Raw genomic sequence first — 14,408 nt, forward strand, 5'->3', positions numbered from 1 at the left:
GGGCGGCGTCAGTCCGCTGCGAGAGCGGTCAGTTCGCGGTCGGTGAGCACGCGGGTCGCGCTGCGCGCGGCGGTCAGGATCCGGTCGATGACCGGCGGGTCCGAGGGCAGGCCCTTGCGCCGCAGCCAGCTGTGGACGTTCCAGCGCCCGCTCGTCGGGCCCACGCCGATCTCCTGGCGGCGCCCGAACCGCGAGGCGGGGACGCCGGAATAGACCAGGTCCGCCAGCCGCCTGTCCCCGGCCCGCTCCGCCTTGGCCACGGCCGCGGCGTGCACGCCGGTGGCGGTGAAGAAGGCGTCCCTGCCGAACACCGGATACTCGGGCGGGATGGGGCGGCCGACGACCTCGGACGCCGTACGGCAGTACTCGTCCAGCATGTCCAGGTCGCGCCCGTCGCCCAGCAGGCCCAGGTTGACCAGGAGCTGGTCCATCGCCGTGTTGCCGCACCGCTCGCCGATGCCGAGCGCGGTGGCGTGCACGCGCGAGGCGCCCGCGTCGATGGCCGCCAGCGCGTTGGCCAGCGCCAGGCCGCGGTCGTTGTGGCCGTGCCAGTCGATCGGCACGTGGTCGTGGCCGGCGGGGTCCAGAATCTTCTCGCGTACGTGGCGGATCAGCGCCGCGGCCCCGGCGGGCTCGGCGTGTCCGGCGGTGTCGCACAGGCAGATCCGGACGGCCCCCTCGTCCAGAGCCGCGAGGTAGAGGCGGCGCAGCAGCCTGGGCCTGGCCCTCGTGCTGTCCTCGGTGACCAGGCAGGTCGGCAGCCCTTCCGCGACGGCGAACCGGACGGCCTCGCGAACGGCCTGCTCGACCTGCGCGGCCGTCCAGCCCTCCGCGTCCATCCGCACGTGGCTGGAGCCGATGAAGGCCATCACGTCGAGCGGGCGGCCGAGCTTCTGGCTGACGTCGGCGACGGCCTGGATGTCGCCCGTCACGGTCCGGGCGGCGCAGTGCAGCCGCAGCCGAGGCGTCGCCTCGGCGCCGAACGCGGCCAGCTCCGTGACGGTGCGCTTGGCGGCCGCCCCGGAGGCCGGCATGCCGATGCTCGCCGCCTCGATCCCGAGCCGGTCCATGAGCCGGAGCAGGCGCATGCGCTCGGCCGATGTGGGCTGGCGCGCGGAAGGGCTCTGCAGGCCGTCGCGTAAGGTTTCGTCGTTGAGCTCGACTCGCCGTTCACCGGTGCCTGCGGCCAAATTCCAGTCATAAAACCGGCTCGCCGAAGAGGAGGGCATCACCGAAAATCTCTCTCTAGTGGGAGTAAGTCAGGTCGGGTCGACTCCCTTGCAGCTTCACCTGGCTGACGTGCTTAAACAAGCCGACTCCCCCGCAAGCGCCATCCGGCTGACTCGAAATAATCGCCGCACGACTCCTAAAGTGGTAACACCGAGTTGTACCCCTTGTCAGATTCGTTTGGCGACGCATCATACGGCTATGAGAGCCGACCGATCAGTGGCGCCGTGGCGCGTGCCCGTCCTGTGTCTGCGTGAGTCCCGGCCGTCCGTGCTCGTGGTCTTCGCGTTGCGGTTCGGCGCCGGCGCCGCGCTGGGAGCGGCGGGGTCGTGGCCCTCCGGTGCGCTGCTCGGGATCTGCTCGTGGACACTCGCGGTGTTCTTCGTCTACCTCTTCAACGGGGTGACCGACGTGGTCGAGGACCGGGCGAACGGCTCCTCGCGGCCCATCGCCGGCGGGCTGCTCTCCCCCGGCACGGCGGCCAGGGTCGCGGGCGGGGCCGCGGTGCTCTCGCTCTGCCTCGGCGTCCTGGCCGGCCCCCTGTTCGCGGTCCTCGTCGCGGCGCTGCTCGTGCTCGGCCACGCCTATTCGGCCCCGCCGCTGCTGCTCAAGTCCCGCCCGAGCACCAGCGTCGCCGTGGCGGTCAGCGCGGCGCTCCTGACGTACGCGGCCGGCTTCGTCGCCGCCGGCGGCCGGCTCACCGAGGTCACCGGCACCCCGCTGCCGCAGGTCGCGCTGATCATGGCGGCCTGGATGGGGCTGGTCGGCGCCCCGGCCAAGGACCTGCCCGACGCCCTCGGTGACGCGGCGGCGGGGCGGCGGAGCTTCCTGACCGCGTACGGCCTCGCTCGTACGCGGATCCTGCTCATCGCGGCGCCCGCCTCGCTGGCCGTCGCGGCCGGCCTGGCGAGCATGGCCGAGCCGCTGCTGGCGGGGATGGCGATCGGCCTGTCCGCCGGCGCCGTGGTGCTGGCCGGGCTGGCCGTCAAGGTCGGGGCCGGCAGCCGGGTCCCCTACCGAGTGTTCATGGCAACGCAGTACATCGCCCATGTTGCTGTGCTGTTGTCGGTCTTATGGGCTTGATAAAAGATGTCCTACGTTCGGGCGCCCACCTTCCGGGAAGGGCCCAGTGATGGCGCACGTGCGCGAAAGCGGCAAGCCATTGCGGGAGGCGCTGGCCGACTTCCTCGACGCTGAGCGGTCTGCGCTCCTGGCGGCCTACGTGGCCGGGCTGGAGAGCATGAGCAGTCCGCTCATCGGCGATCCCGAAAGCCGGCCGCAGTTGCTCGCCCATGCCGACCTGACCATCACCGACGTCATGAGGAGCCTGCGGCTGGGCCACCCCACCATCGACGAGGGCTACAAGCTCCTCGCCTGGGACATCGGCAAGACCCGGGCGGAGAGCCGGCTGCACCCCCGGGCGTCGCTGCAGGCCGCGACCTGCCTCGCGGACGTCACCATGAACGCCGCCGCCGACTACCTCTCGGAGCACGCGTGCGGCCGGGAACTGCTCGTGCTCGTCATGCGCGCCGTGACGGAGAGCGTCATCATGCGGGTCCACGAGGCCTCGCTCGCCTACTCCTCCCAGCTCCTTCACGACATCAACGCCGCGCACGTGGACGAGCGCCGGAGGATCGCGCGTGAACTGCACGACCGGGTGGGCTCCGGGCTGGGAGTCGCCCACCACCAGCTGGAGCTGGCCGAGGTCTACCGGACGAACCCGGCCAACGCCATGAACCGCGTGACGCTGGCGCACGAGGCCGTCCAGAACGCCATGCTCAGCACCCGCTCGATCGTCTCCGACCTGCGCATGGACGAGCAGGTGCACAACCTCGAGAAGGAGCTGACCACGCTCCTGGAGACCATCGCCCCCGACGGTGTGATCATGCGCTTACGCGTCAACGGCGACGAGGCGTGGGCCTCCCGGCAGGTGCTGGCGGAGACGTTCCTCATCATCAGGGAGGCCGTGCGCAACGCGCTCGCGCACGGCACGCCGAGCATGGTGCTCATCAGCGTGAACATCGCGCCCAGCCAGCTCCACGCCATGGTCGAGGACGACGGCGGCGGCTTCGACCTGGCCCGGGCGCGCCGGTCGTCCGGCATGGGGCTGACGTCGATGCGGGAGCGTGCCGAGCTGATCGGCGGCCGGTTGATGCTGACACCGGTGGTGAACCGCGGCACCTACATGGAACTCGTCGTACCGTTATCGGAGCATCGAGATGGATGACCGCACCACCGTCCTCATCGTGGACGACCATGCCCTGTTCCGTGAGGGCCTGAAGGAGCTGCTGGAGAGCGACGACGAGATCGTCGTGGTCGGCCAGGCCGGCGACAGCGAGGGCGCCGTCTCGGTCACCGCCGAGCGGAAACCGCACGTCGTGCTGCTCGACGTGGAGATCCCCGGCGACGAGGTGACCACGACGGTGAGCCGCATCCAGGCCGCCTCGCCCGACACCGAGGTGATCATCCTGAGCATGTACGACGGGCCGTACCTGGTGCGGAGCCTGCTGGCCCAGAACATCCGGGGCTACCTGCTCAAGAGCGTGCGCCGGGCCGAGCTGCTGGCCGCGGTGCACGCCGCCCGCACCGACCACGACCGGGTCGTGCTCGCCGTCTCCAGGGAGAGCCTGTGCCAGGCGCAGCCGAGCAACGTCAACCCGCTGTCCGCGCGGGAGCTGCAGGTGCTGGAGCTGGTGTCCGAGGCGCTGAGCAACGGCCAGGTCGCCAGCCGGCTGGACCTGACGGAGGCGACCGTGAAGCGGCACCTGCGCAACATCTTCGTCAAGCTGGGCGCGGTCTCGCGGGTGGACGCGGTGAACAAGGCCGTCGCGGCGTCCCTCATCAAACCGCCGTCCACCCATCACAACCCCGGACACGGTGGGTCCTGAGGGGCCGGGCCCTGGGACGGCAGACCCTGGAGCGGCGGGCCCTGGAGCGGCGGGCCCTGGAGCGGCGGGCCCTGGAGCGGCGGGAACAGCGTGCCGAGCCGGGCGAGCAGGGCGTGGTCGGGCTGGATGCCCGCCGCGCTGGCGTTCATCTCCAGGTGCACCTGGTTGCGCGTGCTCGGGACGGGCACGATGTCGCCGCCCTGCGCCAGCAGCCACACCAGGGCCAGCCTGGCCAGGCTGAGGTGCAGCTGCGCGGCGATCTCCTCGGCCGACCGCACCGCCCGCATGCTCTCCCCCAGCGCGTGCCTGGCGATGCGGAAGTCGGCCCGCCGCGCGTCGTCGTGCGCCAGGTGCGCCCCGAACCTGGCCGCCCCCGACAGGAAGCCGCGGCCGAGCGGCCGGCAGGCCACCACCCCGATCCGGTGCGCCCTGGCCGCGGGCAGCCGGTCCAGCTCGGCGCGGCGCTCCCACAGGGAGTACTCACAGGTGATCGCCGAGATCGCGTGCTCGGCGGCGGCCTGGTGGATCTGCCCGGCCAGCGGTTCGGCCAGCCCGATGTGCCGGATCTTCCCCGCCGTGACGAGCTCGGCCAGCTCGCCCACACCGTCCTCGATGGGCCGCTGCCAGGCCGGGCAGTCCAGGTAGAACAGGTCGAGGTGGTCGACGGCCATCCGGCGCAGGGCGGCGTCGCAGGCCCGGGCCAGGCTCCGGTTGCCCGGGCGGGCCAGCGCCGCCAGCACCACCTCCCGGCGGCGGCCCCCGATCGCCCGGCCGGCCAGCTGCTCCACCTCCTCGGATCGGGTGCGGCAGGTCGTGTCGAGCAGGGTGATGCCCAGATCCAGCGCGTGGCGGATGACCCGGACACCCGCGCCGACATCGACGGTGCCGTACGCGCCGCTGAAGGCCGTCCCGCCCAGGCCGATGGCGGAGGAGGCCGGACCGGCGTGGCCGAGTCGCCTGACGTCCATCGGGTCACGGGATCCCGCGATGGGGCGGGTGCCGGTGACGGCCGTGCTCGCAGCCTTCGGTCAGGGTTTCGCCGGACATACCATCACGATGCGCCGGGCCTATCCAGGCAGACTTGATCCGCGATACAGCGGGGATACGAACGGGGCCCATTCCGGGGAAAGTTGGCTCCGTCGGGGGCGGGCATGGGTGAACCGGCGGCACGTCCACGATCACGTGCCGCCGGTCCACGAACCTCCGGCTGCCGCCCCTCGGGGGGACGATCACCTACGGGGGAACATCGTGAACGGCTCATGCTCCTCCCCGCCTGCTGCCGGAGGAAGCCGTTCTCAGGAGGAGTGACCGTCCCGAGGAGGCGCGAACTGGCCGTAGCGGGCGTCGCGCGTCCGGTCGTCCAGGTACGGCTGACCGGCGTGCCCCTGCGGAGGGTTGCCGTACTGCCCACCACCGGCATAGGGCCGGGCCCCGTGACCTCCCTGACCGTTGTGGGCGTACGTGCCTCCATGGGCCGGCGGGACCGGCGGCGACGCTTGACCGGCATGTCCGGCCGGCAGCTGGTGCCGCGGCCACGAGGGCGGCGGCACCGCACCGTACGGGGCGTAACTCACGGGAGGTGAGGATCGGCGGCGGCGCTTGCCGAGGAGCTTCACCACGACCAGGGCGAGCACGATCGCGACCAGCACCCCGGCCCCGATCAGCACCCACATCAGCAGCGGCCTGGGCGACTCGTCCTTGCCCGCCGAGATCGCCGCCTGCGTGTCGCTGATGTACTTGGCCACGTACGGGTGGTTCGGGAAGAGCGCCTGCACCTCGCGGAACTTCGGCAGGGCGTCCTCGAAGTAGTTGCGGAAATAGTCGTTGAGCGCCTCGTTGTACCGGACCGTGGTGACGGCCTGGGCGGGCTTGACGTTCTTCTCGCCGAGCTTCTCCTTGATGATGCTCACCGGCAGCACGAAGCTCTCGCTCTCCGAGGCCTCGCCGCCCTCGCTCACCGTGCCGGCGATCAGCATGCCGATGACCTTGCCGTCCTTGCTGAACACCGGGCCGCCGGAGTTGCCCTGGTAGGACGGCGCCTGGGTCTGGATGTACGGCACGCCGGTCTGGGTGGTGCGCTTGGCGTTGTACGGCCCCTCGGTCAGCGCCGGCTCCAGCTTGGACTCCAGGCTGAAGAACGGGGTGTTCGTGACCAGGCCCGGGAAACCGCTGATGTACAGCGAGTCGCCGGTGCGCACGTCGGCGTCGTCACCGAGCGGGACGGTCGGCAGGTTCTGCTGGCCGTTGACCTTGAGCAGCGCGAAGTCCTTGCCGGGGTAGCTCTCGCCCACCGACACCAGCTCCGCCGGGACCGCCTTCGCGGTCTTGTCCACGCCACCGCCGGGCAGGCTCTGCAGCACCGACAGGCTCTGCTTCAGGCCGCGGATCTTCATGTGGTTGGTGTTGAACGTGACGTAGATCTGCTGGGCGAGCTTGACCATCTCCTCGTCGGCCGCGATGTTCTGCAGACCAGAGATGATCTCCTTGGCGTCCTGCTCGTTGAACTTGGCCAGCGCCTGCTGCGCGAACAGCTGGCCGAGCTCGGTCTCGCCGACCTGGACGCAGTGGGCTCCGGTGACCATGTACCCGTCGGGGGTGACCCACCAGCCGGTGCACAGGCCGCCGACCTCGGCGTCGACCGTACGTTCCGGGGTGGTCTCGGCGAGGTAGGTGTCGACGTCGGCGGCGATCTGCTGGAACAGCCACTTGGCGATGCTGCGCTCGTCCGACGAGATCTTGCCCGCCTGCACGGCGAGGACGGCCTGCTCGGTGAGCTGGTTGACGGCGTTCTGGTTGATCGTGCTGGTGGGGACGGCGACCGTACCGGTGTAGGTGAAGCTGGTCAGCTGCACCGCGGGCTGGGTGCGGGCCGCCAGCCACGTGCCCACGGGCACATCGGGCCGCTCGTCGGGCGCGCCATCGGCCACCGCGGGCGCGGCGGGTAACGCGACTGCCATGACGACCGCGGCCGCAACCGCGGCAACCTTCGTCCACCTACTACCGAGATTCCTGAAATTCCCGAAAAATCCGTTCACGTCGGCAAATGCTGAAGCACCGCTCTTGTCCATGGCTTGTAGCCGACTGGGAACCCACCACGTGGGCACCCCAGAAAAGATCATGAGTCGGGAACACAGTCCGGCAGCGACGATCCCTCACCCTGGTCGCGTGCCTGTGAGCAGACGTTATGCCCAGTTCTCAACCTTCCTTGATGCCCGCCCGCCGGATCAGTTGTCATTTGAAGGAGGATTCTGCTTCTGCAGGCCCACCAGCCGCCTGGGTCGTGCGTAGCCCCATCGACTCATGGAGGCACCATGCGCATCCACGGCAAGATCGCCTTATCGGCGGTGTCAACAGCGATGGCGGCGGTGCTCGCCGCTCCCGTCGCGCACGCCGGCCCCACCCCCGACCCCCGAGCGGAGCTCGTCCCAGCCTGGGACGCTCCAGGCCCGCAAGGCGAGACGGCGTATGAGGGCGACTCCCCTCCGGCCGAAGAGCAGCGCGCCGCTCCACCCTGGCGCTGCTTCCTCTACGTCAGTGATCCGACGTTCAAGAAGCGAAACGGTCATTGGCAGGTCGAAGGCACCGGCCGGCAGTCGTGCGTCGGGGCCGGCTACACCCCTCAAGGCCCGCGGTTGACCCTGCAGCGCTACCTGGGCCTGGGGCTCTGGCGGAACGTGTTCCGCACCACCATCGCCTGGTCCCAGGGCGGGTACGCGGAGATCCGCACGGGGTGGAAGTGCGCCGGTTCCGGTAGTGAGGAGTACCGCTGGGTCGTCGACGGGTTCGCCAAGGGCGTCCCCCGAGCGAGGGCGAACGCCTACTCCGCGCAGTACCTGCGGGTCATCTGCTAAGGCCGGTCCACCGAGACGGCGGGCGCCCGTCGGCCCCGCCAGACCATGATCGCCCAGCCGTGCGGTGCCGCGACGGTTCGTGTGGCCACGCGCAGCTGGGCGATCCGCTGAGCACGCAGGACACGCGTGTGTACGAGGTGATGGCCACGCAGGCTCCAGCGCCTGGTCCGGCTACGCCCCCAAGTGTCGAACCGCACTTCGAGCCCCGCCCGCTCCCCCGCCGGAGGGGGGTCTGTAGTGGTGATGGAGGTATTGCCCAGCAAGAACCAATCGGTGTCGTACTCGAACACGGCCCATTCCAGAGACTCCCCGTGCGCGAACAACGCCACCGCGAGGTCCCCGTCGATGACGTCATGCGACAAGGGCACCAGATCGGCATCATGCGAAATGTCCAGCCCGTGCTCGATGACCCGGCGCGCCTGGTCTGCCAGGGCCGAGTGGAACTCTGGCATGAAACGACGGTATGCCGACAGGTTCCATGGCACCAGACCTTCCGGGCTCAGGCGGGCACGTGCTCCTCGATGGAGGCGAGCGCGCGCCGGGCGGCGTGCTGGAAACGCTCGTCGGCCCGGACATCGCGGTTCGTGACGCGGGCGCGGCCGTACGCGATGGTCCGCAGCGCCGGTACGGCCGCGGCGGCCGCCGCGCCCGTCGTGCCCAGCGCCTCGACCGCGAGCAGTCCGGAGTCGGGCCGCCCGCGAAATCTCCGATCGGACAGCGGCCTGACCGTGATGGCCTCCAGCAGCGGTGCGACCAGTCCTTCGCTGTCACCCGTGATCGCCCACAGCGCTCGTGCGATCGCCACCCGGTCGTACAGATGCCCGTGCTCGGCGTCGTGGAAGAGCTTGCGCAGCACCGGTACGGCGACCGTGGCGGCGGGACCGAGCTGTTCGAGCATCGGTGCGATGTCGGTCGCCTGGTGGCCGCCATAGCGTGCGAGATTCTCGGCCAGCAGCGCCGGGGCCTGCCCCGGCACACCGGTCATCCGCCACAGCGCCCAAGCGGCCTCGGGCCGATCGCTCTCGTCGTCGAGCAGAGCGCGCACCCGCGGCTCAACGGCGGCGGCGGCCGGGCCTATCGCCCCGAACAGCGGCAACGCGACAGAAAGGTAAGCCTGCGACACTCTGGCGGCGATCGCCGGTGCCAGAGGCGCCGCCGCGGCTCCCCACGACGTGAGCGCATAGAGGCAGTCGAGCTCATTCATGCCGCCGCGGCGCGAAGGGTGGTAGTAGGTCAGCAGGGCAGGCATCAGCGCGTCCGCGTGTGCCACCATGGCCGGCAGTATCTCGCGGACGTCGAGCTGCTTGACGTGTCCGTACTCGTCGAGGAAGGCGGCGGCGAGCCAGGGGACGCAACGCTCGTCACCGAGCCGGCCCAGCCCTTCCACCGCCGGAACGACCACGTTCGGCCATGGCTCGGCGGGGTCTCCGGTGAGCAGCTCGGCCAGCAGGTCGGCGTAGGGCGCGGCGGCCTGTCCGGAGTCGGAGATCAGCCCCACCGCGTGCACCAGCGAGTCTGACACGCCGACCTTGCGCCTGCTGCGTACTGACTGGGGAGCCGCTGCCAGCTCGCGCACCCGGCTCGCGACCATCGGCAGCAGCTCGGCCGGCGCGGCCCGCCAGGACCAGATCGCCTCCCACGCGCTGTACAGGGCCTGGTCGATCTCCGTCAGCCCGTGACGGGTCAGCAGTTCCCCGGCCACTGCCCGCTGCCAGTGCTCGGCGCGCAGCAGGGCCGAATTGATGGGTGTGACGCCGTCGCCGTGCCATCGGACGCGCTCAAGCACCGAACCGGGGTCGGCTTGGACGTCGGCCACCAGCCTGACCACCGCATCGTCGTCCGGTACGGCTGTGGGGTCGGCCAGCGCGAGCCCCACCGCGGCCACGGCACGCAGGTCACGATGCGCGGGGGCAGCACCCAGCAGCCCGGCGAACCAGGCCGCGTGATCGGCCGCCGCCAGCCACGCCACGGCCAGCGCGCAGGCCACCGGCCCAGCGTCGCCGACCGGCCGCACCCCCTTCTCGGCCCTGGCGCGCAACGCGGGCAGACTCCTCGGCGCGGCGTCGGGCAGGCAGGCCAGCAGCCGGGCCACCTCCGCCACCACCTTCGGGGAGGCATCGTCCAGCAACCGCGCGATCGCATCGACGCGGTCGGTCATCGCGGCCCGGGCCAGCGCCGCGTGGTCGGGCTCGGGCCCGGCAGCGGGGTCCCGGAACACGTCACGGTGCGGCTGCGCCACGGCCATGTCGACCATCAGGTCCATGACCAGCCCCCGATGCGGTTGCCGGGCCGACCTCGTCACCTCCAGCAGGTAAGGCACCAGGTACGGCGCCGCCTCGTACACCTCACGAGCTTCGATCCCCTGGAACAGCCCATGCCGCAACCGCCACACGGGCGACCGCTCCTCCGTGCCCGACGGCGCCGTCGCGATCTCCCGCAGGATGCCGGGCACCGCGTCCGGCCCACCGGACCAGTAACCGAGCCGCCCCCACGGCACCTCAGCCACACCCTCCAACACCGCACCGCCTTCCGGACCCGGTCGCCGCGACCCCAGCACCCCCGGAACGTGACGATGCCGGCGGTGTTCGCTGCCGCAGCATCTCAGGGACCGGCGACAATTTCCGAGGCGGGATCATCGCGGGCCGGACGTGTCCCCGGCCGGCCGGCGCATGCCGGCCTGCGGAGTCGGGTCGACGTACCTGACCTCGTAGACGCGCTCCGCGAACTTCCAGCCATCCGGGGTGCGCCGGTAGAGGTGCGACCTGCCGTCGCGCATGCGCCCGAGCTCCGAGATGGCCCACGAACGCGACGTCGATGTGCGGCATCCGCAACGCCTTATCGGGTGTGAACAGCGACGGAAGCGGTCGTAGTCGCGCATCATCCCCGCATCCGTGAACTCGCCGGGCAGCCCCGCGATCTCGACGCGGTCGGCGACGGTCTGAAGGGTGCTCATCGGTTCGTTCCTTGGCTGGTGTTGGATGGTGCCAGGTCTCACCGGTACGACGACGCGACCCGCGGAAGGTGAGGCGGCACCTCACAGTTCGGCACGCTGTCTCGTCCAACTGGTGAGGAGAGATGCGACCGAGGGAGTCGTCGACACCATGACCACCCGATCCGGGCCAGGGCACGACCGGGACGATCCGAGTCTGAGCGCGATCATGAGTGAGCGGCGGCAGCTGATCAATCTCGCGTACCGACTGCTCGGTTCCCTGGCCGAGGCCGAGGATGTCGTACAGGAGACGTACGCCCGCTGGTACGCCATGTCCGACCGGGAGCAGGCGTCCATCGAGGCCCCGGGCGCCTGGCTGCGGAAGGTCGCCGGCCGCATCTGCCTCGACCTGCTCGGCTCGGCCCGGGCCCGGCGGGAGAGCTATGTGGGCGAGTGGATCCCGGAGCCGGTGCCCGACCGTACGGAGTGGATGAAGCCCGAGGGAGACCCCGCGGACCGGGTCACCCTCGACGAGTCCGTCAACATGGCCTTCCTCGTCGTGCTCGAATCCATGACCCCGGCCGAGCGGGTCGCGTTCATCCTGCACGACGTCTTCCGCTACTCCTTCCCCGAGGTGGCCGAGATCGTCGGCCGTACGCCGGGGGCGTGCCGCCAGCTGGCCTCCTCGGCCCGCCGCCGCGTCCGCGAGGCCGAGACCCCCGCGACGCCGAGCGCCCAGCAGGCCGGCATCGTGCGGGACTTCAAGCTGGCCTGGGAGGCCAAGGACATCGACGCCCTCATCGGTCTCCTCGACCCCGGCGTCACGGCGACCGCCGACGGGGGCGGGCTCGTCAGCGCCCGGCTCCTGCCGGTCCACGGCGGCGACCTGGTCGCGCACGCCTTCGCCGACATCGCCCGCGTGGCGCCCGACCTGGCGATCCTGGAGCGTAGCGTCAACGGTCAGCCGGGGCTGGTGGCCCAGCAGGACGGCGTCACGGTGGCGGTGTTCGCGTTCGAGGTGGCGGGCGATCGGATCAAGCACATCTGGGCCGTCCGGAACCCCGAGAAGCTCCGCCCCTGGACGGCGGGCTGACGCCTGCGGCGGAGAAAGGGACGTCAGGCGACGGCGGTCGCCCGGATGGTCACCAGGATGTTGTCGCGCGTGGCCTTGGAGTAGGGGCAGATCTGGTGGGCGGCGTCCCCGAGCTCCTCGGCCGTCCGCTGGTCGACCCCGCCCAGTTCGAGGTTGAGCACGGCGCCGAGGCCGAACTCGCCGTCGTCGCCGTGCCGCAGGGTCACCTCGGCCGTGATGCTCGTGCTCTTCAGCGTCACCTTGCGCTGCGCCGCCGCCCTCCTGACCGCGCCGAGGAAGCAGGCGCCCCAACCGGCGGCGAACAGCTGCTCGGGGTTGGTGGCTCCACCGGCGCCGCCCAGCTCCTTGGGGATGGCGAGGGTGGTGTCGAGGAGACCGTCGTCGGCCCAGACGCGGCCCCCGTTACGGCCCTCTCCGGTCACGGTGACGACCCCGGTGTAGCTCACAGCCATGACATTTCCCTTCCCGCAGGACGATCGCCGGCCCCGGACGGGCACGCTCGCGATCGTCACCTGTTCAACTGGTGACGATGCTGGCAGGACGTCCGTCACCTGTCAAGCCGGTGATGCGGGTACGGCCGGCGGGACCCGGGCCTCAGCGTTCGGCGGCGGCCGGGCGGGACTGGACCGCGCGGACCCGTTCCACGTCGAGCTTCGCCGTACGGTCGAAGCGGTAGATGCCGTTCTCCTCCTGGAACACGTCGGTCAGCTGCGTGTAGCAGTAGCCGAACATCCCCGGGTCGTCCAGCAGCACCCCGGTCAGGCCGGCGAAGCGGGCATGGAACTCCTCCTCGCTCCGCACCCGCTGCCCGTAACCCCAGGAGCTCTCGCGGAGCGCGTCCTGCTCGGTCCCGGCCAGCTCCGGGTTCCACCAGATGCCGCCGTACTCGCTGACGAAGTACGGCTGGCCGCGGTAGGGCACGGACATGGGCCGGCCGCCCGAAGCCCGGTTGACGAAGGGCTCGCCCTTGCCCAGGCCACTCAGCTGCCCGGCGAACGCGACGGGCTCCTGCTCGTAGTTGTGCGAGTCGTAGACGTCGGTCTCCGGCACCCGGTGGCTGTAGCCGGAGGCGTCGACGACCGGGCGGGTGGGGTCGGCGAGCTTGGTGGCCAGGAACATGCCGCGGGTGACGTCGTCGAGCTGGGTGACGTGGTCGTCGATGGCCTGGGAGGTCTCGTTGAGCGGGCACCAGCCGATGATCGACGGGTGTGAGACGTCCCGTTCCAGCACCTCCAGCCACTGCGTGACGAAGGAGGCGGCCGGCTCCTGCCGCTCGTGACCGGTGGCCGCGCCCCAGTCGCCGAACTCGCCCCACACCAGGTAGCCCAGCCGGTCGGCGTGGTACAGGAAGCGCTCCTCGAACACCTTCTGGTGCAGGCGCGCGCCGTTGAAGCCGGCGGCCACCGACAGCTCGATGTCCCGCAGCAGCGCGGCGTCGGTGGGCGCGGTCATGAGGCCGTCCGGGTAGTAGCCCTGGTCCAGCACGAGCCGCTGGAAGACCGGGCGGCCGTTGATCAGCACGCGCTTGCCGTCGATCGCGATCGAGCGCAGCCCGGCGTAACCGTCCACGGCGTCCGTGACGGCGCCACCGGCGTCGAGCAGCTCGACCTTGAGGTCGTAGAGGAAGCCGTCACCCGGCTCCCACAGGCGCACCCGGTCCGCCGGGAGTTCCAGGCGTACGGAAGGTGCGAGGTCCACGTCGGCGCGGGCGGTCGCGGTGGCGGCTGCGCCGTCCCCGTCGGAGACCGTCACGCGGATCGAGCTGCCGGGGCGGTTGCCGGACAGCGGCACGACGACGGTGAAGGACGAGGTCGCCACGTCGGGGGCGATGCGGGGGCGGCGCAGGTGCACGTCCGGGACGGGCTCCAGCCAGACCGTCTGCCAGATGCCCGTCGTACGGGTGTAGAGGCACTCGAAGTTGCCGTACCGAGTGGACTGCTTGCCGCGGGCCTGGGGACCGTGCCGGGGGTCGCGGGCGCGGACCACGATCGTGGCCTCCTCGCCGGGGCGGGCCACCGCCGACAGGTCGGCCGTGAACGGCGAGAAGCCGCCGCGGTGGCGGGCCACCTCCACGCCGTTCACCCATACCGTGGCGTCGTGGTCGACGGCGCCGAAGTGCAGCAGCGTGCGGCGGCCGGCCCACGCGGCCGGGATCGTCACGGTGCGGCGATACCACACCGCCGCCATGAAGTCGGTGTGCCCGACGCCGGACAGCTCCGACTCTGGCGCGAAGGGCACGGTGATCGTGCCGGAGAGCTCGCGTTCGCGCAGGCCGCGCTCCAGGCCGGAGTCGGCGGCGTCGATCTCGAACTGCCAGGGGCCGTTGAGGTTGAGCCAGTCCTCGCGGACCATCTGCGGGCGGGGATATTCCGGACGGGGCACGTCGTGGGGAGCGGCGCTCGGCATCTCACAACCTTCGG

General features: G+C 71.1%; 13 protein-coding genes. 5 read left to right on the forward strand and 8 right to left on the reverse strand.

Annotated elements, in window-relative coordinates:
• Positions 1-8: 8 nt before the first annotated feature.
• Positions 9-1,190, reverse strand: a complete 1,182-nt coding sequence (locus AB0J69_RS13995) for a hypothetical protein (protein ID WP_364116727.1) — start codon at positions 1,188-1,190, stop codon at positions 9-11.
• A 238-nt stretch (positions 1,191-1,428) separates the two neighbouring features.
• Here AB0J69_RS13995 and AB0J69_RS14000 point away from each other — a divergent pair, with 238 nt between their 5' ends.
• From AB0J69_RS14000 to AB0J69_RS14010, 3 genes are read left to right on the forward strand one after another with little or no spacing between them, the layout of a single operon-like run.
• A complete protein-coding gene (locus tag AB0J69_RS14000; protein ID WP_364116729.1) occupies positions 1,429-2,310 on the forward strand; it encodes a UbiA family prenyltransferase in 882 nt (293 codons plus the stop codon).
• A gap of 49 nt (positions 2,311-2,359) precedes the next feature.
• Complete coding sequence (locus AB0J69_RS14005; protein WP_364116731.1) at positions 2,360-3,454, forward strand: histidine kinase; 1,095 nt, start codon at positions 2,360-2,362, stop codon at positions 3,452-3,454.
• On the forward strand, positions 3,447-4,115 hold the full coding sequence (locus AB0J69_RS14010; RefSeq protein WP_364116733.1) for a response regulator transcription factor: 669 nt from the start codon (positions 3,447-3,449) through the stop codon (positions 4,113-4,115). The genes AB0J69_RS14005 and AB0J69_RS14010 overlap by 8 nt, the downstream gene beginning before the upstream one ends.
• Here AB0J69_RS14010 and AB0J69_RS14015 read toward each other — a convergent pair.
• Together AB0J69_RS14015 and AB0J69_RS14020 are read right to left on the reverse strand one after the other, a co-directional pair.
• Positions 4,088-5,083, reverse strand: coding sequence for an aldo/keto reductase (locus tag AB0J69_RS14015; RefSeq protein ID WP_364116735.1), 996 nt, complete (start codon positions 5,081-5,083; stop codon positions 4,088-4,090). The genes AB0J69_RS14010 and AB0J69_RS14015 overlap by 28 nt on opposite strands.
• Before the next feature lie 327 nt (positions 5,084-5,410).
• Positions 5,411-7,072, reverse strand: coding sequence for a serine protease (locus AB0J69_RS14020; protein WP_364116737.1), 1,662 nt, complete (start codon positions 7,070-7,072; stop codon positions 5,411-5,413).
• Between the two features lie 354 nt (positions 7,073-7,426).
• Between AB0J69_RS14020 and AB0J69_RS14025 the strand changes: the two genes are divergently transcribed.
• Complete coding sequence (locus tag AB0J69_RS14025; RefSeq protein ID WP_364116739.1) at positions 7,427-7,966, forward strand: hypothetical protein; 540 nt, start codon at positions 7,427-7,429, stop codon at positions 7,964-7,966.
• On the opposite strand, the gene AB0J69_RS14030 is transcribed toward AB0J69_RS14025, so the two are convergent.
• From AB0J69_RS14030 to AB0J69_RS14040, 3 genes are all read right to left on the reverse strand, one after another.
• Positions 7,963-8,418: a hypothetical protein gene (locus tag AB0J69_RS14030; RefSeq protein WP_364116741.1), complete on the reverse strand. Its 456-nt coding sequence runs from the start codon at positions 8,416-8,418 to the stop codon at positions 7,963-7,965. The two genes, AB0J69_RS14025 and AB0J69_RS14030, sit on opposite strands and share 4 nt — an antisense overlap.
• Before the next feature lie 47 nt (positions 8,419-8,465).
• On the reverse strand, positions 8,466-10,484 hold the full coding sequence (locus AB0J69_RS14035; RefSeq protein WP_364116743.1) for a hypothetical protein: 2,019 nt from the start codon (positions 10,482-10,484) through the stop codon (positions 8,466-8,468).
• A 114-nt stretch (positions 10,485-10,598) separates the two neighbouring features.
• Entirely contained in the window at positions 10,599-10,919 is a 321-nt protein-coding gene (locus AB0J69_RS14040) for a hypothetical protein (protein ID WP_364116744.1), read from the reverse strand.
• 148 nt (positions 10,920-11,067) lie between these two features.
• Between AB0J69_RS14040 and sigJ the strand changes: the two genes are divergently transcribed.
• Positions 11,068-11,988 (forward strand): RNA polymerase sigma factor SigJ, encoded by a 921-nt coding sequence (gene sigJ, locus AB0J69_RS14045; RefSeq protein WP_364116746.1) that lies wholly within the window; start codon positions 11,068-11,070, stop codon positions 11,986-11,988.
• Positions 11,989-12,011: 23 nt separating this feature from the next.
• Here sigJ and AB0J69_RS14050 read toward each other — a convergent pair whose 3' ends face one another.
• Positions 12,012-12,440 carry an organic hydroperoxide resistance protein gene (locus AB0J69_RS14050; RefSeq protein ID WP_364116748.1) on the reverse strand — a complete coding sequence of 143 codons (429 nt, stop codon included), beginning with the start codon at positions 12,438-12,440 and terminating at the stop codon, positions 12,012-12,014.
• Between the two features lie 142 nt (positions 12,441-12,582).
• Complete coding sequence (locus AB0J69_RS14055; protein WP_364116750.1) at positions 12,583-14,394, reverse strand: sugar-binding domain-containing protein; 1,812 nt, start codon at positions 14,392-14,394, stop codon at positions 12,583-12,585.
• Positions 14,395-14,408 lie beyond the last annotated feature (14 nt).

The organism is Nonomuraea sp. NPDC049709, from assembly GCF_040674815.1.
GTDB lineage: Bacteria > Actinomycetota > Actinomycetes > Streptosporangiales > Streptosporangiaceae > Nonomuraea.